The 21434-nt window shown below is 53.8% G+C and carries 18 protein-coding genes, 1 tRNA gene and 1 other RNA gene; 8 read left to right on the forward strand and 12 right to left on the reverse strand.

Translation table 11 applies throughout. The features are described 5' to 3' along the window. Nucleotides 1–529: 529 nt before the first annotated feature. The 3 genes from ABD035_RS07560 to eptB all read right to left on the reverse strand — a co-directional run bounded on the left by ABD035_RS07560 (nucleotide 530) and on the right by eptB (nucleotide 2549). Nucleotides 530–642: non-coding RNA, RtT sRNA (locus tag ABD035_RS07560), on the reverse strand. Between the two features lie 30 nt (nucleotides 643–672). Further along, nucleotides 673–749: transfer RNA gene (locus ABD035_RS07565), tRNA-Pro, on the reverse strand. 111 nt (nucleotides 750–860) lie between these two features. Next, nucleotides 861–2549 carry a kdo(2)-lipid A phosphoethanolamine 7''-transferase gene (gene eptB, locus ABD035_RS07570; RefSeq protein ID WP_343869026.1) on the reverse strand — a complete coding sequence of 563 codons (1689 nt, stop codon included), beginning with the start codon at nucleotides 2547–2549 and terminating at the stop codon, nucleotides 861–863. 231 nt (nucleotides 2550–2780) lie between these two features. On the opposite strand from eptB, the gene ABD035_RS07575 reads away from it, so the two are divergent. From ABD035_RS07575 to ABD035_RS07585, 3 genes are all read left to right on the forward strand, one after another. Next, nucleotides 2781–3407 carry an HD domain-containing protein gene (locus ABD035_RS07575; protein ID WP_343869028.1) on the forward strand — a complete coding sequence of 209 codons (627 nt, stop codon included), beginning with the start codon at nucleotides 2781–2783 and terminating at the stop codon, nucleotides 3405–3407. Between the two features lie 126 nt (nucleotides 3408–3533). Next, entirely contained in the window at nucleotides 3534–4247 is a 714-nt protein-coding gene (locus ABD035_RS07580; RefSeq protein ID WP_212714916.1) for a DUF3053 domain-containing protein, read from the forward strand. Between the two features lie 484 nt (nucleotides 4248–4731). Beyond that, the gene (locus ABD035_RS07585) at nucleotides 4732–5094 is read left to right on the forward strand and encodes a YibL family ribosome-associated protein (protein ID WP_025904135.1); all 363 of its coding nucleotides are present in this window, start codon (nucleotides 4732–4734) and stop codon (nucleotides 5092–5094) included. Between the two features lie 17 nt (nucleotides 5095–5111). On the opposite strand, the gene ABD035_RS07590 is transcribed toward ABD035_RS07585, so the two are convergent. From ABD035_RS07590 to ABD035_RS07600, 3 genes are all read right to left on the reverse strand, one after another. Then, nucleotides 5112–6059 (reverse strand): VirK/YbjX family protein, encoded by a 948-nt coding sequence (locus tag ABD035_RS07590; protein ID WP_343869030.1) that lies wholly within the window; start codon nucleotides 6057–6059, stop codon nucleotides 5112–5114. Nucleotides 6060–6274: 215 nt separating this feature from the next. Further along, the gene (sodA, locus tag ABD035_RS07595) at nucleotides 6275–6892 is read right to left on the reverse strand and encodes a superoxide dismutase [Mn] (RefSeq protein WP_212714914.1); all 618 of its coding nucleotides are present in this window, start codon (nucleotides 6890–6892) and stop codon (nucleotides 6275–6277) included. Nucleotides 6893–7089: 197 nt separating this feature from the next. Next, nucleotides 7090–8430: an aspartate aminotransferase family protein gene (locus ABD035_RS07600; protein ID WP_212714913.1), complete on the reverse strand. Its 1341-nt coding sequence runs from the start codon at nucleotides 8428–8430 to the stop codon at nucleotides 7090–7092. A gap of 187 nt (nucleotides 8431–8617) precedes the next feature. On the opposite strand from ABD035_RS07600, the gene ABD035_RS07605 reads away from it, so the two are divergent. Continuing rightward, the gene (locus tag ABD035_RS07605; protein ID WP_212714912.1) at nucleotides 8618–9394 is read left to right on the forward strand and encodes a DeoR/GlpR family DNA-binding transcription regulator; all 777 of its coding nucleotides are present in this window, start codon (nucleotides 8618–8620) and stop codon (nucleotides 9392–9394) included. Here the strand turns inward: ABD035_RS07605 and fdhD are convergent. From fdhD to ABD035_RS07630, 5 genes are all read right to left on the reverse strand, one after another. Beyond that, nucleotides 9391–10230: a formate dehydrogenase accessory sulfurtransferase FdhD gene (gene fdhD / locus ABD035_RS07610; RefSeq protein WP_343869035.1), complete on the reverse strand. Its 840-nt coding sequence runs from the start codon at nucleotides 10228–10230 to the stop codon at nucleotides 9391–9393. The two genes, ABD035_RS07605 and fdhD, sit on opposite strands and share 4 nt — an antisense overlap. Nucleotides 10231–10380: 150 nt before the next feature. Continuing rightward, nucleotides 10381–12450: a glycine--tRNA ligase subunit beta gene (glyS, locus tag ABD035_RS07615; RefSeq protein ID WP_212714910.1), complete on the reverse strand. Its 2070-nt coding sequence runs from the start codon at nucleotides 12448–12450 to the stop codon at nucleotides 10381–10383. A 9-nt stretch (nucleotides 12451–12459) separates the two neighbouring features. After that, nucleotides 12460–13371: a glycine--tRNA ligase subunit alpha gene (gene glyQ, locus ABD035_RS07620; RefSeq protein ID WP_025904129.1), complete on the reverse strand. Its 912-nt coding sequence runs from the start codon at nucleotides 13369–13371 to the stop codon at nucleotides 12460–12462. Nucleotides 13372–13534: 163 nt separating this feature from the next. Next, a complete protein-coding gene (locus ABD035_RS07625; protein ID WP_343869038.1) occupies nucleotides 13535–14467 on the reverse strand; it encodes a GlxA family transcriptional regulator in 933 nt (310 codons plus the stop codon). A gap of 33 nt (nucleotides 14468–14500) precedes the next feature. After that, complete coding sequence (locus ABD035_RS07630) at nucleotides 14501–15046, reverse strand: isochorismatase family protein (RefSeq protein WP_212714908.1); 546 nt, start codon at nucleotides 15044–15046, stop codon at nucleotides 14501–14503. Between the two features lie 802 nt (nucleotides 15047–15848). Between ABD035_RS07630 and ABD035_RS07635 the strand changes: the two genes are divergently transcribed. Further along, nucleotides 15849–16724, forward strand: a complete 876-nt coding sequence (locus ABD035_RS07635; RefSeq protein ID WP_212714907.1) for an SDR family oxidoreductase — start codon at nucleotides 15849–15851, stop codon at nucleotides 16722–16724. Nucleotides 16725–16854: 130 nt separating this feature from the next. Continuing rightward, nucleotides 16855–18108 carry a D-mannose isomerase gene (locus tag ABD035_RS07640; protein WP_343869042.1) on the forward strand — a complete coding sequence of 418 codons (1254 nt, stop codon included), beginning with the start codon at nucleotides 16855–16857 and terminating at the stop codon, nucleotides 18106–18108. 44 nt (nucleotides 18109–18152) lie between these two features. Here the strand turns inward: ABD035_RS07640 and ABD035_RS07645 are convergent, their stop codons facing one another. Next, nucleotides 18153–18623: a YehS family protein gene (locus tag ABD035_RS07645; RefSeq protein ID WP_212714905.1), complete on the reverse strand. Its 471-nt coding sequence runs from the start codon at nucleotides 18621–18623 to the stop codon at nucleotides 18153–18155. A 455-nt stretch (nucleotides 18624–19078) separates the two neighbouring features. Between ABD035_RS07645 and mmuP the strand changes: the two genes are divergently transcribed. Both mmuP and mmuM read left to right on the forward strand, forming a co-directional pair. Further along, the gene (mmuP, locus tag ABD035_RS07650) at nucleotides 19079–20482 is read left to right on the forward strand and encodes an S-methylmethionine permease (protein ID WP_343869045.1); all 1404 of its coding nucleotides are present in this window, start codon (nucleotides 19079–19081) and stop codon (nucleotides 20480–20482) included. 1 nt (nucleotide 20483) lies between these two features. Then, nucleotides 20484–21428: a homocysteine S-methyltransferase gene (gene mmuM / locus ABD035_RS07655; RefSeq protein ID WP_343869047.1), complete on the forward strand. Its 945-nt coding sequence runs from the start codon at nucleotides 20484–20486 to the stop codon at nucleotides 21426–21428. Nucleotides 21429–21434 lie beyond the last annotated feature (6 nt).

Below are 21434 nucleotides of genomic sequence, written 5' to 3' on the forward strand. Positions count from 1 at the left end.
GATAAACCGGATGCGTTTTTTATTATCAGTATGGTGAGTATTCCGTTCGCTTTATATTAAGGCATGCTTCCTTTGCCCCGCCGTGGGCGACCGGGCAAAGGGCGCAGGGCCGCGCCCTCTGCACTCCGGGCCTGGCGACAATCCTGCCCACCGCTGCGCGGTACCTTCACTCACTCATGTGTCCTTGACGGACCGGTCATGATTCGCTCCTGCTCAGCATGACCTCTCGCCGCATCCCTGCGGCTCGTCCTGGACGCATTCATTCGCTCAGCGATGCGATGTCGCCCGACAAATGGTGCAAACATCCCTGGTAAAGCGGATTATGTTTTTTTTCAAAAGAGTAAACACAAATACAGGTGCCCGGATAGCAGGTTTCAAAGCGCTATCAACAGCGCAGGATGACTGGCAGTCAGCCCGGAGTAATAAATGAGGAAAGAACAAGGATCTGTGTCAGACGGAGGTATTAAGACCCGGGTCTTAAACTTTCTACAGACGTAAAAAAACCCGCCGGAGCGGGTTTCTTCGAATATGGTCGGCGAGAGAGGATGATTCCCCTTCGGGCCGTTGCTACGCAACGTTGTCTCGCTTCGCTCGGCTCAAACCTCCTTCGGAGGTTCTCATCCTGTTAACTACAGGCGTAAAAAAACCCGCCGGAGCGGGTTTCTTCGAAGATGGTCGGCGAGAGAGGATTCGAACCTCCGACCCACTGGTCCCAAACCAGTTGCGCTACCAAGCTGCGCTACTCGCCGATGGGGGCGAATATTACTGCTGGCCCCGGTCATCGTCAACCGCTTTTTCGTTACCGGCCATGCGTTTGACTAAAAAGCAACCGTCCGGCCGGTAAAATGACCGGTTCCCCTTTATCTGGCCTGCCCTGCACCGGCAGGCATCTGACACCAGTTATTCTTCGCGTTAATACCACCGTCGGGGGAGGTGTACCCCAGGCAACCTAGTATCGAATCATATAACTCCGTATGCCGGTGAATATACCCGTCTTTTGCCTGCTGTTGCAGTTGAGCAAAACGTTGCCGGTTAGCTTCATCGGCCAGATATTTATCGGATGCCCACACCAGCAGAGGGACGCGGAATTGTTCCGGAGGTGCCATTTCACGTGGCGTCCCATGGAAATGAGTATTACTGCTGATAGATTCCCCGTGATCGGCCGCGTAAAAGACTATCGCTTTTTTGTCCCGTAACTGGTCCAGTACATTATCCAGCATATAATCGACGTACAGCACAGAGTTATCATAAGCGTTAATCAGCTGATCTTTGGAACAGAAATCATCAACCCCGATACATTCCGGCGTAAACCGGGCAAAACTCCGTGGATACCGTTGAGAATAGAGGTAATGCGACCCTTTGGTATGAAGGATCACCAGATGCTTACCTCGCGGATGACGGTCCAGCGACTGCCGCAGTTTCGGGATCAGTAACATATCGTCGACCGGCTTCCCGTTATTCTGCGGTTCTGACCCTATCTGCTCACGAAATGCCATCGTGTCAACATTGGTCAGTCCGTAAAACCAGACCTCACTCTGCATGGCATATAAATCGGAACTGAAGCCCAACTCCTTCAGTACAGCAAACACATTCTGCTCTTTCAGCGTTCTGCCGGCATCATTTTCCGCGCCACCTTCACGAACAAACATACAACGTAAAGAGAGTTTGGTCGCGGTATCGCATGACTCCCCACGGAAAGCAACGAGGTTCTTCTCTTTCGACAATAAAGGCGTTGTGTCGCGCGAATACCCGAGGATCCCCATATGATCCCAGCGGGTCGTTTCACCAATCACAAACACGACATACGTATCGTCCAGACCCGCCGGCGGTACGTAAGTAAATTTACGGGCCGGGTCAAAGAGTTTTTTGCCGGTCATCTGCTCATCGAGTTTTGACCAGCCAAACAAACCGCTGGCAGTCAGCCAGTTCACAGGCAAATAAGAGTGAGCCACCATCCCGCCATAACTGGGTAAGTCGATGTTAGTGATGTGTTCACGGTTTTTATATTGTTTATCCAGATACCGGAGGGGTAGCCACACCAGGGCAATACAGACCAGTAAACACATCACCGGTTTCAGGCGTTGCCCGCGCTGCGCCAGTTGTGCGCTCAGGCACCCGGCCAGCCGGCTGTACCAAATCAGAAACAACGGGAGCAGACTGCCGGCAATCAGCCAGAAATAGAAATAGTAACCGACGACCTCTTTTGAGAGATCGGTGTCCGTAGTCAGGACGGAGGCGACGATGCCGTAGCCGATAACGACGTTAAAGACCATCATATAATAGGCTGAAGCCACCGAGACCAGGACGATCAGCGAGGCACTCACCCTGAAAAAAACTTTCCCGCCCAGCGATAACAGGCGAAAAATCACCACGCAAACCAGTACCGCAGCAACCACCTCTGTCACTGCGGAAATACCGGTCAGAAGTTTAAAATTTTCTGTTAATCCCTGAAATCTTCGGGCAAAAACTGACCAGTTCAGAAAAAGACCGATATAAACTGCCAGGATCAGAGATAACTGCCCCTGGCTCAATTCTTTGATTTTATTCATTTAAAAAAACCCGACCTCAATCACTATAAAATTGCTTACCTCCCTCAGAGTGCTGATCACGCCAGGAGTTCGACATATTTTATAATATATAGTCACAGGCAGAATTTTCCTGAAAATAATAGAAAATTTAATTAATTAGCTTATTTAACGTTTAAACCTGTCAGCTGCGCTTGCAGAGGCCTTCCCGGGCATTCTATAGTCAGTAAGAGTATGATGATTTACAGGTGAACTATGCCCTATTCATTGGAAGAAAAAGCAAAGAGATTTGCCTGTCATGCCCACGCTCAGGCAAAACAACGACGCAAATACACCAATGCCCCCTATATTGTTCATCCGGGCGCGGTGGCTGACCTGGTCCGTACTGTGCGGGCGGATGAAACCATGCTGGCCGCAGCATGGTTACATGACACACTGGAAGATACACCGACCACGCGTCACCAGTTACAACAGCTGTTCGGTCACGAAGTCGCGCTGCTGGTCGATATGCTGACGAATCCGCCTTGCCGATCACCGGACAGGGTGCAGCGTACCCAATCGTATCTGCAACATACCGCCAAAGCCTCTCCCCGGGCACAGACCATCAAAATTGCAGATATCATCGATAACACCCGGGATATCGTGGATAATGATCCTGAGTTTGCACCGGTCTATCTGGTTGAAAAACAGCTACAACTCAGGTTACTCCGTCACGGTGACCCCTTACTGTGGCAGCAGGCTGATCAACAGATACGGCAGGCGATCCTCCGGCTGAGTGCTCCCCCTTTCAATGTGCCCGCCCGCTGGTTTCGTCACCGTGCCAGTCAATACCTTTCCACCCGGGCACCGGGGACACTGTCTGAGCAGGAAGAGCGAAGATAAAGAAAAAGCAGATAGCATGCTTTTTCTGCGATCTTCTCCGTTGGCGGGAGTGCTGCTTTGCACTATCCTTGTGGATCTCTCTGCTTGTAAATATACAAGCTGTCGAATAACAGGAGTCTGTTCCTTATGACGTCAGGTATTTTCCGTGTTACTAAGCAGGCCGGATTACTGCTTACAACATTGCTTATGGTTTTTCAGCTCAGTGGTTGCGGTGATAAAGAAGCCGAATCCCGCCAGGCCTTTAGTAATTTTCTGCAAAATACGGTGATGCGTAGTGGCACTCAGCTACCTACCCTGAGTGAGAGCCAGAAGAAAAGTTTCGGGAATTTTGCCGGTGATTACGCCATTCTTTACGGTTTTTCACAGCAATTGAACAGGGCGATTAATGACGGTATCCGTCCGGTCACCGATGAGCTCTCGGCTATCCGTGTCCCGGCAGATTATCAGTCACACCGGGATACGTTACGTCAGGCGGCGGGGGCATTAAATGTCGTCACCCAGCAGGTGCAGAATGCCCGAAATCTGGCCGACAGTAGCCGGACATCGATGAAATTACCCGCCGATCTGCAGAAAGTTTACGATGCAGCCTATGCCAAAGTCGTTACTCAGCCGGCGGAAAACGTCCTGCCTCTGCTGCCACAATTACAGACGCTGGCTCAGACGGTGGTGAACACCGGAGACTTCCTGCAGGCACAGAACAACAACGTCAGTTTTGCCGGTAACAGTGTTCAGTTTTCGTCTCAGGATCAGGTGAAGCAGTATAATGCGCTGATGAGCCAAATCACCGGGGCGGCTCCGGTACTGAACCAACTGCAACCTCTTCTCAGCAATAATCAGTAATTCTGCCGGACGTCAGAAGTGGCGAAACTGACTTCTGGCGTCTGATATCCCGGACGTTCTGTCCTCCCGTTTCAACATCCTGCCCGCGATGCACTATCGGATTCGCCCGGAGGACCGACGGAGGCCGGCCAGGCATCCCCTTCCGTCCGCATATCGTGACCAGACCACCACTTTCAGTCCGGTTTGGCTGTGAGTCAGGACTCTCTCCGTTTATCACCGTTAGACTCTCAGTCAGACCGTCGTGGTCAGGTGCTCTGTTTGCTCTGGCGCAAGGCCGCACAGGTTTATCTGCGGCGGAAACGGCCGTATCAGGAGAGCCTTTCGCGGCCGGCAATATCGCCCCGAAAGCACCCGGCGGCCGGGGTCATCCTTATCGCCCACGGCGATATTTACCCGGATAAAGAATATTCGCGGAATCCTGCATATCATTACTGTCATCAGATATTTTCGTGTATCCTTGCCCGCTGTACAGAAGGAGTCAATGATGAAAGAACCTGAAAAAGCCGAGATTAAGCGTCTGAGCGATCAGCTGGATGCCGTGAATCACAAATCCCAGCCATTACTCGAAGCGGGTGATATGGAGAAACTGGGAGAACTCCAGAAAGAAAAACAAAAACTGGAAGAAGAAATCGCCCGTTTACGTAACGTTCGCGTGAAAAAGCTCAGTTCTGAAGCACAGAAGCTACAGAAACTCACCTTCAGCCGCGCCATTACTAAAAAAGAACAGGCCAACCTCGGGGCCCTGAAAAAATCAGTCCGTGGTATTGTCATTGTCCATCCGATGACGGCTCTGGGTCGTGAGATGGGTCTGACAGAAGTGACCGGCTTTGCCAAAAGCGCGTTCTGACCGGCCACTGCCACTCATCAAAGAGGGGCGGTAATTCCCAGCGCGTCCATAAATTGCTGTTCAAGTGCCTCCAGCAACTGATAGCGACGCCGGTATTCTGCCCTTTTCTTACTGGCAACCTCCTCCAGCGGCTTACGTATTACCTTCATGGGTAACGTGTAGAGACCCTCACTCTCCTGCACTCCCCCCAGACTTTCCCAGAAACTGCTGTAGCTGGCGAGAAATTTATCCTGCTTACTGCGGCGATAACGCAGGCTACGGAACACATGGCTGTGTTCGCTGACGGCCATTATCGCGGAAACCCCACAAGCAGCGGCCAGCAGAGAAACAACCTCCATCAGTAAACGTTTAGGGAAGATACCGCAAGCGTCACGGGTGGCCTGGCGAACCCGGTCTGCCGTCCCCTCTCCTGAAGGCCCCTGTAATCCGCCGATAAACAGCACAGGCTGTTCCCCACGGGATATCAGGGAAAAAGTGATCATCGCGACCATCTGCTGCTGATAGTGCAGACAGAGCATCACCTCACCTTCACGGTCAAACTGCGACGGTCCACAGTTCAGCTTAAAATGGTGACCGTTATCCGTCGTCCATTCAAGTAGCGGACGGGCAGTGCGTTGCACCAGGAAGCTTTGCAGGCAGGGGTTTGCCAGAGACCGCAATAACTCATAGTGACTCACGATCGCGGCAGCGCGTTGGCGGACATCCAGGCCCGCCTGCAGATAAGGACGGTGGATCTTTGCGGGCAGCAGTCCCTGACATTCCAGTAACTCGGGGAACATAGCCAGTCCGGTCAGGGCACTCAGGTAACGATAACTGACAACGGGGTAACAACCGCAGCGCAGCAAAAACTTCAGGCAGAAGGATTGGCTTCTCCATGCCCGGTCCGGCTGGTATTTGCCGTTAATTACCGACCAGAGTAATGAAACATTCGATTTTTTTAGTGATTCGGTAACGAGGATTGACATAGGGGTGCCTGAAGTTCAGAAATCTCCGGGAAAGAGTATCTGACAGAGGCTCAACGATGATTCAATTGGCCGGAAGACGATCGGGGAGGACGGCAAAAATAAAGAATGTGTTGAGAAGCGGTTTAACTTGCGGGCTGAAATAAGCAAAAACTACCGGCAGTGAAGACTGCCGGCAGATAGCGGGCCGCCGGGGCGGCTATTACGCATTAACGGAATTATTTTGCAGAAGCAAAACGGGCCGCAGCCTCGTCCCAGTTAACCACGTTCCAGAACGCTTTGATGTAGTCAGGGCGTTTATTCTGGAATTTCAGGTAATAAGCGTGCTCCCAGACATCCAGACCCAGGATTGGGAAACCGGAAGTGCCGGAGACCGCTTCACCCATCAGCGGGCTATCCTGGTTCGCAGTAGAGACGACCGCCAGTTTATCACCCTGTTTTACCAGCCATGCCCAGCCGGAACCAAAACGGGTCGCTGCGGCTTTCTCAAATTCAGCCTGGAAGTTTTCAACGCTACCGAAATCTTTCTCGATGGCCGCTTTCAGTTCGCCCTGCAGAGTCGTTCCGGTTTTCAGACCTTTCCAGAACAGGCTATGGTTAGCGTGGCCGCCGGCATTGTTACGCAGTGCGGTTTTCTTATCTGCCGGCACCTTGTCCAGTTGAGTGATCAGTTCTTCAACCGGCAGTGAGGCAAATTCGGTGCCTTCCAGCGCTGCATTGGCGTTGTTGACGTAAGCCTGGTGATGTTTAGTGTGATGGATTTCCATCGTTTCCTTATCGAAATGCGGCTCAAGCGCATCATAAGCGTAAGGCAGGGATGGCAGTGAATAACTCATGTTCAACCTCTCCATTCTAATGTAAGGACAGCACACCCGGGAGGATGCGCTGCATAAGCACTGGCTTCCATTATAGTTAAATAATTGATCGGGAAAAGGAGAATCACGCCTCACCCGCAAGTAACGGTTTGTTTTCAGTGCAAAAAAAACTGCCGAAACCTGACGATTTCAGCAGTTTTTGATAACAATCACGGGTTTCAGTGCCCCAGAGCGGTCAGTGATTTGTCCAGCGCACCGACCAGCCAGTCAATGTCAGCCACCTGGAAAGCCAACGGCGGACGCAGTTTCAGCACATTCCCGTACGGTCCGGCGACCGAGGTCAGCACACGGTGTTCACGTAACTGTTCGATCAGATTCAGTGCCAGTGCTTTATCCGGAGTTTTACTTTCGCGGTCTTTCACCAGTTCAAAACCGATAAATAACCCGGCACCACGAATATCGCCGATGCATTCGTGTCTGTCCATTAGCTTACGCAATTCAGCCAGCAACTGTGCCCCGACGACACGACTATGTTCCTGTAACTTTTCTTCCTCAATCACCTGCAACACAGCCTGTGCTGCGGCCATCGCCACCGGATTTCCTCCGAAGGTATTAAAGTAAGGAATATCATCACTGAACGTCGCCAGCACTTCACTCCTGGCCAGTAAACCGGAGACCGGAATACCGTTCCCCATCGGTTTACCGGTCGTGATGATATCCGGCACCACATCATGACGACCGAAGCCCCAGAAACTGTCACCGGTTCTGGCGAAGCCGGGCTGAACCTCATCCGCAATAAAGATACCGCCGTTACGATGTACGACATCCACCGCCTGTTGTAAAAATCCACGCGGGTTAGGTAATACGCCATCCGAGGAGAAGATAGAATCGGCCAGGAAACCGGCAAATTTGATACCGTGCGCCGCCATGTCATCGATCTGACGCTGAATTTCGGCGGCAAACCAGGCCCCTAAATCCGGCGCATCGACACGGTAATCATCCGGCGGCGAGACCAGCCGTGTGGTCGCGGCCAGTGGTTGTCCGCTCCCCAGCGCCGGTGAGGCACCTGACGTCAGGTCACTGGTACCGTGGTAGGCTTCTTTGGTCACGATAATACCGGTGCCGCCACTAAATGAACGCGCTACGCGGATGGCCAGATCATTGGCTTCAGAGCCGGTACACATGTACATGGCTTTGTTAATTTCTGCAGGCGCGGTCGCCAGTAAGGCTTCACTGTAATCCAGAATAGTTTCATGCAGATAGCGTGTATGGGTATTCAGCATTTTCATCTGCCGGGTCACGGCATCAATCACTGCCGGATGACAATGCCCGATACTGGCGACATTGTTATAAACATCCAGATATTTATCACCGTTCGCATCCCACAGATATTGACCCTCCCCGCGCACCAGATGTACCGGTTTACGGTAGAACAAGCGGTAAGAGTCACCGAGGACTTTACTCCGCTTCTCTGTCAGGCTGCGGGTATCGGCATCAAGCCCGGCAGCATGTTCTGCACGGAAGCTGTTGGTATCCATGATGGTGGAACGAGTGGCCATAAAAACTCCTGTCACAATAATCAGCGGGAATACGAATGAATGAAATCTCAATAACCCCATCATGGCTGATTTTCAGAAAAATGCAACAAAATACACAAACGCAATAAAATACACACCAAACGTGTGCAGACTGCGCTACACTGGAACAACTGGTATTATCCGCCCCCGGTTTTATTGAGGATGTTTTATGTTGCAGGAAACGCGATTACACCGAATTCGTTCATTAATCAGTACCCATCATCAGGTCAGTACTGAGCGCATCATAAAAGAACTGGGAGTTTCCCGTGAAACCGCCCGGCGGGATATTATCGCGCTGGAAGAACAAGGCATCGCCCGCAGAGTGCATGGCGGTATTGTCGCCATTGATGCGCCGGCCGAAGCGCCGCTGACGCTTCGCTACGCTGCCCGGGAAAAAGAAAAACGCAGTATTGCCCGCTGTGCGGTACAGCAGCTACATGCCGGGCAAACTCTGTTTCTGGACTCCGGCAGTACCACCACCATGCTGGCTCAGGAGCTCAGGACCATGTCAGGCCTGACCATTATTACCAACAGTCTGCAGGCGGCGCTGGCACTGACGGCCACAGAAAATGAAAATCAGCTGGATCATGAGGTGATCTTACTGGGCGGGACAATGTCTGCCGGAACGCAACAGACCCGGGGCGGGCACACGGTCAATGAGATCCACCGTTATCAGGCCGATGTGGCACTGCTGTCACCGGTCGGTGTGGATGCCGTGAACGGAGCCAGCAGCTTTTCCCCGGCGGAAGCGGCCATTGCCACCGCAATGACCCGACAGGCAAGACAACTGATCCTGCTGGCCGACCATAGTAAACTGGGCACCACCAGTCGCTATTGTTATGCCCGTCCGCAAGAGGTCCATCTGTTAATCTCTGACCCGGCAGCCGCCGTCAGCTCAGCATGGCCGGACCTCACCCGCACACTGCAACAGGTGATTTGCGCTTAGTACAACCGCTGCGGATGGGTGTACACGGTGGCCCGTCCCGGCTTACTGAATCCGGCCAGTGTCAGTCCGCAGCGTTCGGCCACCTCAACGGCCAGTGTTGTAGCCGCAGAGACAGCAAACAGCAGTTCTGCACCACACATCGCCGTTTTCTGTACCATCTCATAACTGGCCCGGCTGGAAACAATGACCGCACCGTGATGCCACGACTGCTGGCTGCGATAACCCAGCAGTTTATCCAGTGCCACATGTCGCCCGATATCTTCACAGCCCTGTTGCAGCGAGCCATCTTCTGTCATCCAGGCCGCCACATGAGTACACCCCGTCTGCTGACCGATCGGCTGAAATGCGGACAACTGCGCCAGTCCCCGGTCCAGGGCCTGTAAATCAAAGCGCTGCGTAAACGGTAAAGGCGGAACCGGTTTGCCGATATGCTGTAACTGTTCCACACCGCAGACCCCGCATCCTGTCCGCCCGGCCATCGCCCTGCGCTGTTCTTTCAGCGCCATAAAGCGGCGGGCAGACAATTCAATCTGTACTTCAATGCCACCGCACACCGGGACAACGTCCATACCGTAGATCTCGGCGGGGGCGGAGATAATGCCTTCCGACAGGGAAAAACCCAGCGCGAATGCCTGCAGATCGAGGGGGGTTGCCATCATCACCACATGAGAAATGCCGTTATACACCAGAGCCACCGGCACTTCTTCCGCCAGAAGATCCCCGTGAGCCGCCGGGTGGGCACTCTGCTGAATAGCGTCACGGGTCCAGACCGGATGGCGTTTTAGCCCCTGTGCAGGAGGGAGACCGGGGTCAGAGGGCTCGGGAAGAGTGTGCATAAGATCTGTTCCGCAGATGAGTACTTTTTTATAAGAAGAGTTACTGTATTTAGCACACAACTCCGGACGGGTGTTAGCCGTAAGAGCGGAAATCCGGCGTAAAAAAAAGCGAGCCAATGGCTCGCTTTTTCCTGTTTTCGCTGTAAAAACTTACTGTAACAGGGAGATGTCCGCTACCTGCAGGAACAGATCACGTAACTTCGCCAGTAACGTCAGACGGTTAATCCGTACGTCTTTCTCTTCAGCATTGACCATCACTTCACTGAAGAAGTTATCCACGGCTTCACGCAATTGGGCCAGCTCGATCAGGGCTTCCTGATAACGGCCTTCCGCAAAGTAAGGCTGCAGTTTGCTGGTCAGTGCGCTGACATAGGTCGCCAGGGTGATCTCGGCATTCTCTTTCAGCAGGGAGGCCTGCACGCTATCGTTCAGCGGCTCATCCGATTTTGCCAGGATATTAGAGACACGCTTATTCGCCGCGGCCAGAGCCGCAGACTGCTCCAGGGTACGGAAATGCGACACAGCACGCATACGGGCATCAAAGTCTGCCGGACGGGTTGGGCGACGCGCCAGTACCGCCTGCAGTGTATCAACACTGTGGCCTTCTTCCTGATACCAGGTGCGGAAACGACCCAGCATAAAGTCGATCACCTCATCCACCACATTGGCATTGGTCAGCTTATCGCCATACAAACGTACCGCTTCTTCTGTCAGTGTCTGCAGATCTAAGGGCAGGTTTTTCCCGACAATAATACGCAGTACACCCAGTGCCGCACGACGCAGAGCAAACGGATCTTTATCCCCTTTCGGATGCTGACCAATACCGAAAATACCAGCCAGCGTATCCATCTTGTCGGCAATCGCCAGCGCACAGGAAACCAGTCCCTGCGGCAACGCGTCGCCGGAGAAACGTGGCTGATATTGCTCATTCAGTGCCAGAGCGACATCTTCAGCTTCACCGTCATGGCGGGCATAGTGCATGCCCATCACACCCTGAGTATCGGTAAATTCAAAGACCATATTGGTCATCAGGTCACATTTCGACAGCAAACCTGCACGGGTCGCATGACTGACATCCGCCCCGATTTTTGCAGCAATCCAGCCAGCCAGTGCCTGAATGCGATCGGTCTTATCACGCAGCGTCCCCAGCTGTTTCTGGAACAATACCGTTTCCAGACGAGGTAACTGATCTTCCAGACGCAGTTTACGGTCGCTGTTAAAGAAGAACTCGGCATCGGCCAGACGCGGACGCACCACTTTTTCATTACCGGAGATAATCTGCTGAGGATCAGACGACTCAATATTGGTGACAAAGATAAAATTAGGCAGTAACTGGCCGTCAGTACCATAGACAGGGAAGTATTTCTGATCCCCTTTCATGGTGTACACCAGGGCTTCCGCCGGTACGGCCAGGAATTTTTCTTCAAAGGTCGCGGTCAGTACCACCGGCCATTCAACCAGAGAGGTCACTTCTTCAAGCAGGCTGTCATTCAGGTCTGCCGTGCCACCCAGTTTTTCCGCCGCGGCTTCTGCACCGGCCTTGATAGCCGCTTTACGGGCATCGTAGTCCGCCATCACCTTACCGCGTTCCAGCAGGATCTGCGGATACTGATCCGCACTTCCGATACTGAATTCAGCTTCACCCATAAAACGGTGACCACGGATGATCCGATCTGACGCAACCCCGAGGATCGTCGCCGGGATCAGTTCATCACCCAGCAACAGTGTCACGGTATGGACCGGACGTACAAACTGTACGTCACTGTCTGCCCAGCGCATCAGCTTCGGCACCGGTAATTTACTCAGCACACCGGCAACCATCGCTGGCAGCAGAGAAACCGCGCTCTCGCCTTTCACTGCCGCCCGGTAGAGTAGCCATTCACCTTTATCGGTTTTCAGTCGTTCGGCCTGATCGACCGTAATGCCATTACCACGCGCCCAGCCTTCGGCCGCTTTGGTCGGTTTACCGTCCGCATCAAAGGCGGCCTGGATAGCCGGGCCGCGTTTTTCAACTTCACGATCGGCCTGTGCCGCGCTCAGCGCCGCCACTTTGACGGCCAGACGGCGCGGAGCCGCAAACCATTCAACCGCACCGTGTGACAGCCCTGCGCTGTCGAGTTCAGTCGTCAGTTGTGCGGCAAAGGATTCCGCCAGCTGACGTAAGGCTTTTGGTGGCAGCTCTTCGGTGCCGATTTCCACCAGAAAGGTTTTTTCTGTCATCGCTGCCTCTTATTTATTGTTATTGCACATCGGGAAGCCCAGGGCTTCACGGGAAGCATAATAGGCCTCAGCTACGGCTTTGGTCAGGGTACGGATGCGCAGGATATAACGCTGACGCTCTGTGACAGAGATGGCTTTACGTGCATCCAGCAGATTAAAACTGTGCGCAGCTTTCAGAATACGTTCATAGGCCGGCAGAGGAAGCGGTTTTTCCAGTGCCAGTAAGGTCTGAGCTTCTTTCTCATACTGCTCAAAGCAACTGAACAGGAAAGGCACATCGGCGTACTCAAAGTTATAGGTCGACTGCTCCACTTCATTCTGGTGGAACACATCACCGTAGGTCGTTTTACCGAGCGCGCCATCACTCCATACCAGGTCGTAGACACTGTCGACACCCTGAATGTACATCGCCAGACGTTCCAGACCGTAGGTAATTTCTCCGGTGACCGGTTTACACTCAAGACCACCGACCTGCTGGAAATAGGTGAACTGCGTCACTTCCATACCGTTCAGCCACACTTCCCAGCCCAGTCCCCAGGCACCCAGAGTCGGGTTTTCCCAGTTATCTTCCACAAAGCGGATATCGTGCACGCCAGGGTCAATACCCAGGGCCTGTAACGAGCCGAGGTACAGTTCCTGCATATTTTCCGGAGATGGTTTAATCATCACCTGGAACTGATAGTAGTGTTGCAGACGGTTAGGGTTCTCGCCGTAACGTCCGTCCGTCGGACGACGTGAAGGCTGCACATATGCCGTCGCAATGGGTTCTGGCCCCAGAGCACGCAGACAGGTCATAGGATGCGAGGTACCCGCACCGACTTCCATATCCAGAGGCTGAACAATGGTGCAGCCTTGTTGCGCCCAGTAATCCTGCAAGGTCAGGATCAGGCCCTGAAAGGTCTTGGTATCAAACTTTTGCATGTTGAGTTCGCACACTATTTGGCCGGATGAAAAAAAGTGGGTCGTAGTATACCCTTTGACCGGCAGATGTGCAGCCGGAAATCAGCGCAAGGCAGGTCCCGCGCTGAATTGCCTCGTCACCGCTCTGCGCGCCAACGGCTCCCACGGCCCTCCGGGGACGACGCTATCCGGCGTTATCTGCGCTAAGGCGTAACGCCGTACGCCGGAAATGACGGGCCGATGAAAATCCCGCGGCCAGTGCGGCTTTCTCAATACCTTCCCCTTGCTGAATGCGCTGTTCTGCCACCGCGACCTGTAACTGTTGCTGATAGGTATGCACGGTGACCCCAAGATGCTGGCGAAACAAGCGTGTCAGGTGACGACCGCTGACATGGGCCCGTTGCGCCAGTTGCATCAGAGACCAGTGCTGCTCCGGGTGCTGGCTGATAAGATCCTGGGCCCGATGGATCGCCGAGTGCAGATGATTACGATAGCGTAACCAGGGGGACAACTGCGGATCATTACCGGAACGACGAAACCACACCACCATTTCACGGGCGATGTCCAGAGCCTTCTGCGGACCGAATAACCGGTTAACCAGATGCAGAGCGAGATCAATTCCTGTGGTGATCCCTGCACTGGTCCAGATGCCGCCATCTTCCACAAAAATACGGTTATCCAGCACACGTGCGGCAGGGGCGCTTTCTCTCAGCCGCGACTGTAGCTGATGATGAGTGGTACACAGAACCCCGTCCAGTAAACCGGCGCGGGCAGCCAGTAAGGCCCCGGCGCAAATACAGACCAGCATTATTTCCCTGCGCTGGATTGCGGCCCGCTGACGTCGCAACCAGAGACAGGCCTCCGTCGCCGCAGGCAACGTCAGCTGGTGCTGCGAATTTTCGAGCCCGGGAACGATCAGGATGCTGCCGGAGGGCAGACATTCCGGCAGGGGGAGAATATTGCCAAGAGTCATCCGGGTTGAGCTGAACACCGTCGCCTCAGGCCCCGTGTAATATAACCCGACATCCGGGCCCGCCAGCCGGAGTGTTTCAGCGGGTCCGGCCATATCGAGCGTCATCACTCCGGGCAACGTTAAAAACCAGACCGGGATTGTCACAGGCAATACCTTATCGTAATGGCGAATATTATTTCAGCACAGTCCCTGCCGTTGCAGGCATTCCTCTACCGTCAGGACATCGGCAAAGCGCCCGTTCAGTACCATACCGGTGTGCTGCCTGATTTCATCAGCAGTATACGCCTGGCCCTGCCATTGCATAGCAAAGGTTAGCGTAGCTTCACTGATAAACTGTACGTCAAATCCCGAATCGCGCGCGGCTCTGGCCGTGGTTTCGCAACATTGCTCTGTCCGCATTCCACAGATAATCAGCCGGTCGATGGCTTCCTCTGTGAGCCAGTCAGATAAAGAAGCGGCGGCTAAAGCACTATGAACGTGCTTTTGTACCGTTTTTGCAGCGGTATGAGTTAAAAAGGACATTCGTTTCACATAACCGGAGTCCGGGGCAAACACCCCTTCGCTGACATGAAAGATATCCACGACAGGGATCCCCAGTCTCTCACAGCCTGAAATCAGCCGGCAGAGGCTGGCAGAAAATGCCGGAAAATCGTCGTCTGACCACTCATCGCGGTGTAAAAAAGAGTCCTGAACATCAATCACCAGTAACGCACTTTTCATCACTATCTCCCGTCAGTCATCATCCGGTTAGCAGTATCGGCCTGTAGTATCACTCTGAATGGTGAGTCTGATAAGGTCGGATCAGGACAGGCTGATGCCAGCCAAAGACAAGACGATGCGACAGCGCGATTAGCCGCCTTCGGTAGCCAGTGGGTTCGCCACGGCCGGGGGTCAGTGTGGATAAAACTTGTTTTTGAGACAGACCCCGGGAGTGCTGCGACGATTTCTCTCTCCGGCGCGGCTGATCCCCCGGGGGGTCCATGATAATGACGGGTCCTTCATACCGGCCAGCATTCCCGCCAGGAATGCTGGCTCCGAAAAGTAACAGAGCCGCCGGCCATTCCTGCAGGCGCTCTGCATAACAAGAGTGATCCCCCGGAATACCGTGGCTCCCCTGTCGAAAACCCTTGACTCCGGTCAGTCCGGGGAATGGCTTTGCCGGGTAAAGTTGTTTCCGGATATATTATTTATCGTCCGGACGCTACCATCGGTGAAAGATCATTCCCGCCTCTGGCTTATCCGCGGATAAACCTGGCGGGCTACAGGGCACTCCCCCGGCTAAAATAACACCGCAAACACAATTTAAAACAATAAGATAACCAACCATTAACCCGGAGTTCCCGGATAAATATTCTGCCTTTCTGGCGACATCACAGTGGTTTCTGCTGGTTATTCGACAATCGGGTATCGCCTTCTATACTTAAATCGTTCTGAAGTTTAACGAGTACGGTTAACAAACTTCTGCGGCATCAGGCTTCGGAATGCCGTTTTGTTAACCGTTCGATTAACATAACCGGAGGGAAATATGGTTCAGAAGATAACTATCCATGCTCAGTCACAAACTCTGCCCGGCAGCGATGAAAAACTGGAGCCTGCAGCGGTCTTTATACGGGATGATTATAAAGGCAGCGGAAAGCTGGCGGGTAAAGTTGCCCTGGTCACCGGGGGTGACAGCGGTATAGGACGTTCGGTTGTGCAGCATTTTGCCCGCGAAGGCGCGGACATTGCCCTGACCTATTTACCGGATAGTGAAGAAGAAGCGCAGGATGCAAAAATTGCACAGCAACTGGCGGAAAAGGAAGGCCGTAAATGTGTGACTTATCCGGTCGATCTGCGTAAAGCGGAAAACTGCCGTCAGCTGGTCGACAGCGTGGTCAAAGAGTTCGGTAAACTGAACATTCTGGTGAACAACGCAGGGACTCAGTATCCGAACGAAGATATTACCACCCTGAGTGACGAAAAATGGCTGGATACGTTTGATGTGAATATTCACTCAGTCTTCTTCCTCACCAAAGCGGCTCTGCCACACCTGCAGGAAGATGACAGCATCATCAACACCACATCAGTCAATGCCTATGTTGGCCCGGAAATGCTGCTGGATTATACCGCCACTAAAGGGGCGATTGTCAGTTTCACCCGCGCGTTGTCAAACCAGATTGTCGCGAAGGGTATCCGTGTGAATGCTGTGGCCCCCGGCCCGGTCTGGACCCCGCTGCAACCCGCGACGCTCGGTGACTATAACAAGGATCTGCTGGAAGATTTTGGCCATGAAACCCCGATGGGCCGTGCCGGTCAGCCTTCTGAGCTTGGCCCGGTCTATGTATTCCTGGCAAGCCTTGATTCTTCCTTTATCAGTGGCCAGGTACTGCACCCTAACGGCGGTATCATGGTCGGCGGCTAAACCCTAAACCGTCCCCCCCCTGTCAGCGCAGCGCAGTCCCACGGCTGCCTGCGCATCGAATAACGTTGTTTTTATAAGGACTGCCGCAGCCTGCCGGCGGCGGTCTGACGCCCTGAATACAGAGGATACTATGTTATTTAAACAATTAACTGACAGCTGGCTGAGCATGCCTTATCACCATGACTGGCTGGAAAAAGAGAGCCGTCGCCTGATGGCGTTTTACCGCAATTCAAAACATCCTAAGGGCGGGTTCGGTGCGCTGGATATCCATGGCAATCTGCCTGCGGATGCGCAACCGGAGAGCATGCTCACCGCCAGGATGACTCACTGTTTTTCCATCGCCTCCCTGCAGGGCGAACCGGGGGCCGGAGATCTGGCCAAATGGGGCATCGATGCATTACGTGGTGTGCTGCGTGATAAAGAGTTCGGCGGCTGGCTGGACGGGATCCCGGAGCAAACCCCTGACGGGCGTAAACAAGCCTACCTGCATGTCTTCGTTACCCTTGCGGCATTAAGTGCCACATTAGCCAATATCGAAGGCGCGCAGGAGCTTCTGGATGAAGCTAAAGACATTATGGATAACCGTTTCTGGTCAGATAAAGAAGGCAGGTTGCAGGAAAGTTTTGCCCGCGACTGGAAGGACCCGGAGGCTTATCGCGGGGGCAACAGTAATATGCACGCCACCGAGATGTTTGTGCAGCTTTCCGATGTCACCGGTGAAAGTAAATGGCGCCAGCGGGCACTGTCTATTGTTACCCATATCATTCATAAACATGCCAAAGATAACCACTACCTGCTGGCCGAACATTTCGACGAAAACTGGCAGGAATGGCACGACTACAACAAAGATAAACCGACCGATGACTTCCGCCCATACGGTATCACCCCGGGGCATGCCTGTGAGTGGGCTCGTCTGTTGCTGCACCTGGAAGCGGCACTGTTGCGGAATAATGAACACACACCGGACTGGTTACTGACAGATTCAAAAGGCTTATTTGAAACCGGCCTCAGATACGGCTGGTATGTGGATGGTCAGCCAGGACTGGTGTATACCCATGACTGGGACAAGAAACCCGTGACCCACAACCGTCTTCACTGGACCGTGGCGGAAAGCTGTTCTACCGCCGCCAGTCTGCTGAAGCGTACCGGTGACCTGACCTATGAGCGCTGGTATCGCACATTGTGGGATTATATTGCCAATTATCTGATCGATCAGAAAAACGGTAGCTGGTGGCACGAACTGGATGCCGAAAACAAACCCTCTTCCGTGGTCTGGTCCGGGAAACCCGATATCTACCACGCATGGCAGCTGACACTGAACAGCCGCTTACCGCTCGCACCGACCCTGGGTACCGCGGTAAAACTGGGACTGGACAGGCTGTAGCCCCGGGAATATTCCCCCGCCTGACACCGACGGGGGAACCATTATTATTTTTTCGCTTTTCGAACCCGTTCGGCCAGGCCTTTCAGGATATAACGCAGTACCTGATCCCCGCACTCGCGATAATTTTTATGCCCTTCTTTACGGAAAAAGGCACTCAGCTCATTTTCTGACATCGCAAAATCCACAGATTTCAGAATGTCATGTAAATCTTCAGTTTTCAGCTCAAACGCCACGCGTAATTTTTTCAGCATGACATTATTGGTCACACGCTTCTCCACTTCAGGGGCAGGATAGCGCGGGTCACGACCACGGCGGTAGAAGATCAGGCCATTCAGAAAATGTGCCATGATCTTATCGTTACATGCCAGGTAGCCCGGCTCACCTTCTTTGGTCAGATAGCCACTCATTTCCTGCAGGCTGACTTCTGCCCCTCCGGAAATAAGAATTTCCAGCATTTTTTCATCACGAAGGTCGAGCATATAGCGAACACTACGCAAAACGTCATTGTGCATCATGGTATTAATTTCCTGAAATCATCGGACCGGTCTCCCGGTAACTGCCTGTTTAACTACTTCTGGCCAGGCATTATACAAGTCTCACCGTGCGGGTCGCCTGTTAGTTGATAAAAAAGCCGGATTAATACCCCGGAAGCATAAAAATCGCGGCGACGGGGATCGCTATCGGGGCGAGAACGGCGCGCCGGGAATGTCTCCGGACAGTCTCAGTCGGCCACCGGTACCCTCTGGTCATTACCTCCCTGGCACGGCTCTGACTGCGACGTCGCCCTCACTCCGCAAGAAAGCGAAGCATTCATTTTATCCGGCAAGATTCAGCCGCCGGTCAGCCATTATTCCCTCTCTTTTCCGGCCCGTATTCCCTGACAGCAGCGTCTGATTTTTTGCATTTCAGGGCAGATGCCGGTATAACTTCGCCCATCTCACTTTAGACATCTAACCATTCAGAAGGCTATATGCAGACACCCTCCACCCCCGCGCCTCTGAAGCGCACCATGAAAGCCCGCCACCTGGTGATGTTGTCACTGGGCGGAGTGATCGGGACCGGGTTATTTTTTAATACCGGCTACATTATCTCTACCACAGGCGCGGCAGGCACACTCCTCGCTTATCTTATCGGTGCGCTGGTGGTCTGGCTGGTCATGCAATGTTTAGGGGAACTGTCGGTCGCCATGCCGGAAACCGGCGCATTTCATGTCTATGCCAATCGCTATCTCGGCCCTGCCACCGGCTATACGGTGGCCTGGCTCTACTGGCTGACCTGGACGGTCGCCCTCGGCTCCAGCTTTACGGCGGCCGGTTTCTGTATGCAGTACTGGTTTCCGCAGATCCCGGTCTGGATTTGGTGCCTGGTCTTCTGTGTGCTGATTTTCGTCCTGAATGTGGTCTCTACCCGCTTTTTTGCCGAAAGTGAATTCTGGTTCTCTCTGCTCAAAGTCTTCACTATCGTACTGTTCCTGATCCTGGGCGTCGCCGCCATGACCGGACTGCTACCGATGCATGACGGAACGCCGGCCCCCGGCCTGCATAACATCACGTCTCAGGGCTGGTTCCCGCATGGCGGACTGCCGATCCTGATGACGATGGTCGCGGTTAACTTCGCCTTTTCCGGAACCGAACTGATTGGTATTGCGGCCGGGGAAACCGAATCCCCGCATAAAGTGATCCCGATAGCTATCCGCACGACCGTGGTACGACTGATTATTTTCTTTATCGGCACCGTGTTTGTGCTGGCGGCCCTGATCCCTATGCAGCAGGCCGGCGTCGAAAAGAGTCCCTTTGTCCTGGTGTTCGAAAAAGTCGGTATTCCCTATGCCGCAGGGTTCTTTAATCTGGTGATCCTGACCGCTATTCTTTCGGCCGCCAATTCCGGCCTGTATGCTTCCGGCAGGATGTTATGGTCACTGGCAAATCAGAATACACTGCCGCAGTGCTTTGCCCGGGTGACAAAACGGGGAGTTCCTTTAACGGCGCTGTCGGTCAGTATGCTCGGCGGGATCCTGGCGCTGGCTTCCAGTGTTATCGCGCCGGATACTGTTTTTGTGGCCTTGTCCGCAATCTCCGGTTTCGCCGTCGTCGCCGTCTGGCTGAGTATCTGTGCCTCGCACTATGTTTTCCGCCGCCGTCATCTGCAGCAGGGTAAATCGCTGAGCGATTTGCGCTATCGTGCCCCCTGGTATCCTGTCGTACCGGTGCTGGGTTTTATTTTATGCCTGGTCGCCTGTGCAGGTCTGGCCTTTGACCCTGACCAGCGTATAGCATTATGGTGCGGCATTCCTTTTGTCGCCCTTTGCTATCTGGCTTATTTTATTACCCGCAAGCTGAGTCGCGCTAACGTCACTCAGCCTCAGGAGCAGTAACATGCGACCCAATGATCCTTTATCCTCAGTGCTCCGTGAGCAGCCTTTTTTACTGCTCGACGGCGCGATGGCTACGGAACTGGAACACCGTGGCTGTCAGCTGGCAGACAGCCTGTGGTCGGCCAAAGTCCTGCAGGAAAACCCGCAACTGATAGAACAGGTGCATTACGATTATTTTCAGGCGGGCGCCCGCTGTGCGATTACGGCGAGCTATCAGGCCAGTCTTCCCGGATTTGCCGCCCGGAATATCTCCGCGATAGATGCGCAGGCACTGATGCGTCTGAGTGTGACCCTGGCGGCTAATGCCCGTCACCGCTATTTATCTGAGCACCCGCAGGCCGGGCCGTTGCTGGTCGCCGGGTCTGTCGGCCCTTACGGGGCCTATCTGGCTGACGGTTCGGAATACCGCGGAGATTACCAGTGCAGCCTCCGGCAATATCAGGACTTCCACCGGCCGCGTATTGCCGCATTGATCGAAGCCGGGGCGGATCTGCTGGCCTGTGAAACGCTGCCCTCTTTTGACGAAATCCGGGCACTGGCAGAGCTGCTGAACGAGTATCCGCGTACCACCGCCTGGTTCTCGTTTACCCTGAAAGATGCGCAGCATCTGAGTGACGGCACGCCCCTGAGTGAGGTGGTCGCCTTTATCGAAGCCTATCCCCGCATCGTCGCCATCGGTATCAACTGCATTGCACTGGAGAATACGACCGACGCCCTACGCCATCTGCATGCCCTGACGCCACTGCCGCTGGTGGTGTATCCGAATTCCGGTGAACACTATGACCCGGTCAGTAAGACCTGGCATCATCCGCCTCATGGCTGTGCGACGTTGAGTGATTATCTGCCGGCATGGCGGGAGGCCGGCGCCCGGGTGATCGGCGGTTGCTGTCGCACCACGCCAGCCGATATTGCTGCATTACATCGTTTACAGACCGCCTCTGTGTAACGTTGA

It is taken from the genome of Tatumella terrea, from assembly GCF_039523755.1.
Taxonomy (GTDB): domain Bacteria; phylum Pseudomonadota; class Gammaproteobacteria; order Enterobacterales; family Enterobacteriaceae; genus Tatumella; species Tatumella terrea.

Coding starts and splice junctions, on each gene's coding strand:
- glyQ (WP_025904129.1), bottom strand. CDS start 13,371: ATGCAAAAGTTTGATACCAAGACCTTTCAGGGCCTGATCCTGACCTTG.
- eptB (WP_343869026.1), bottom strand. CDS start 2,549: ATGAATAAAATCAAAGAATTGAGCCAGGGGCAGTTATCTCTGATCCTG.
- mmuM (WP_343869047.1), top strand. CDS start 20,484: ATGCGACCCAATGATCCTTTATCCTCAGTGCTCCGTGAGCAGCCTTTT.
- ABD035_RS07640 (WP_343869042.1), top strand. CDS start 16,855: ATGTTATTTAAACAATTAACTGACAGCTGGCTGAGCATGCCTTATCAC.
- mmuP (WP_343869045.1), top strand. CDS start 19,079: ATGCAGACACCCTCCACCCCCGCGCCTCTGAAGCGCACCATGAAAGCC.
- ABD035_RS07575 (WP_343869028.1), top strand. CDS start 2,781: ATGCCCTATTCATTGGAAGAAAAAGCAAAGAGATTTGCCTGTCATGCC.
- ABD035_RS07590 (WP_343869030.1), bottom strand. CDS start 6,059: ATGTCAATCCTCGTTACCGAATCACTAAAAAAATCGAATGTTTCATTA.
- ABD035_RS07600 (WP_212714913.1), bottom strand. CDS start 8,430: ATGGCCACTCGTTCCACCATCATGGATACCAACAGCTTCCGTGCAGAA.
- sodA (WP_212714914.1), bottom strand. CDS start 6,892: ATGAGTTATTCACTGCCATCCCTGCCTTACGCTTATGATGCGCTTGAG.
- ABD035_RS07635 (WP_212714907.1), top strand. CDS start 15,849: ATGGTTCAGAAGATAACTATCCATGCTCAGTCACAAACTCTGCCCGGC.
- ABD035_RS07645 (WP_212714905.1), bottom strand. CDS start 18,623: ATGATGCACAATGACGTTTTGCGTAGTGTTCGCTATATGCTCGACCTT.
- ABD035_RS07585 (WP_025904135.1), top strand. CDS start 4,732: ATGAAAGAACCTGAAAAAGCCGAGATTAAGCGTCTGAGCGATCAGCTG.
- glyS (WP_212714910.1), bottom strand. CDS start 12,450: ATGACAGAAAAAACCTTTCTGGTGGAAATCGGCACCGAAGAGCTGCCA.
- fdhD (WP_343869035.1), bottom strand. CDS start 10,230: ATGCACACTCTTCCCGAGCCCTCTGACCCCGGTCTCCCTCCTGCACAG.
- ABD035_RS07605 (WP_212714912.1), top strand. CDS start 8,618: ATGTTGCAGGAAACGCGATTACACCGAATTCGTTCATTAATCAGTACC.
- ABD035_RS07580 (WP_212714916.1), top strand. CDS start 3,534: ATGACGTCAGGTATTTTCCGTGTTACTAAGCAGGCCGGATTACTGCTT.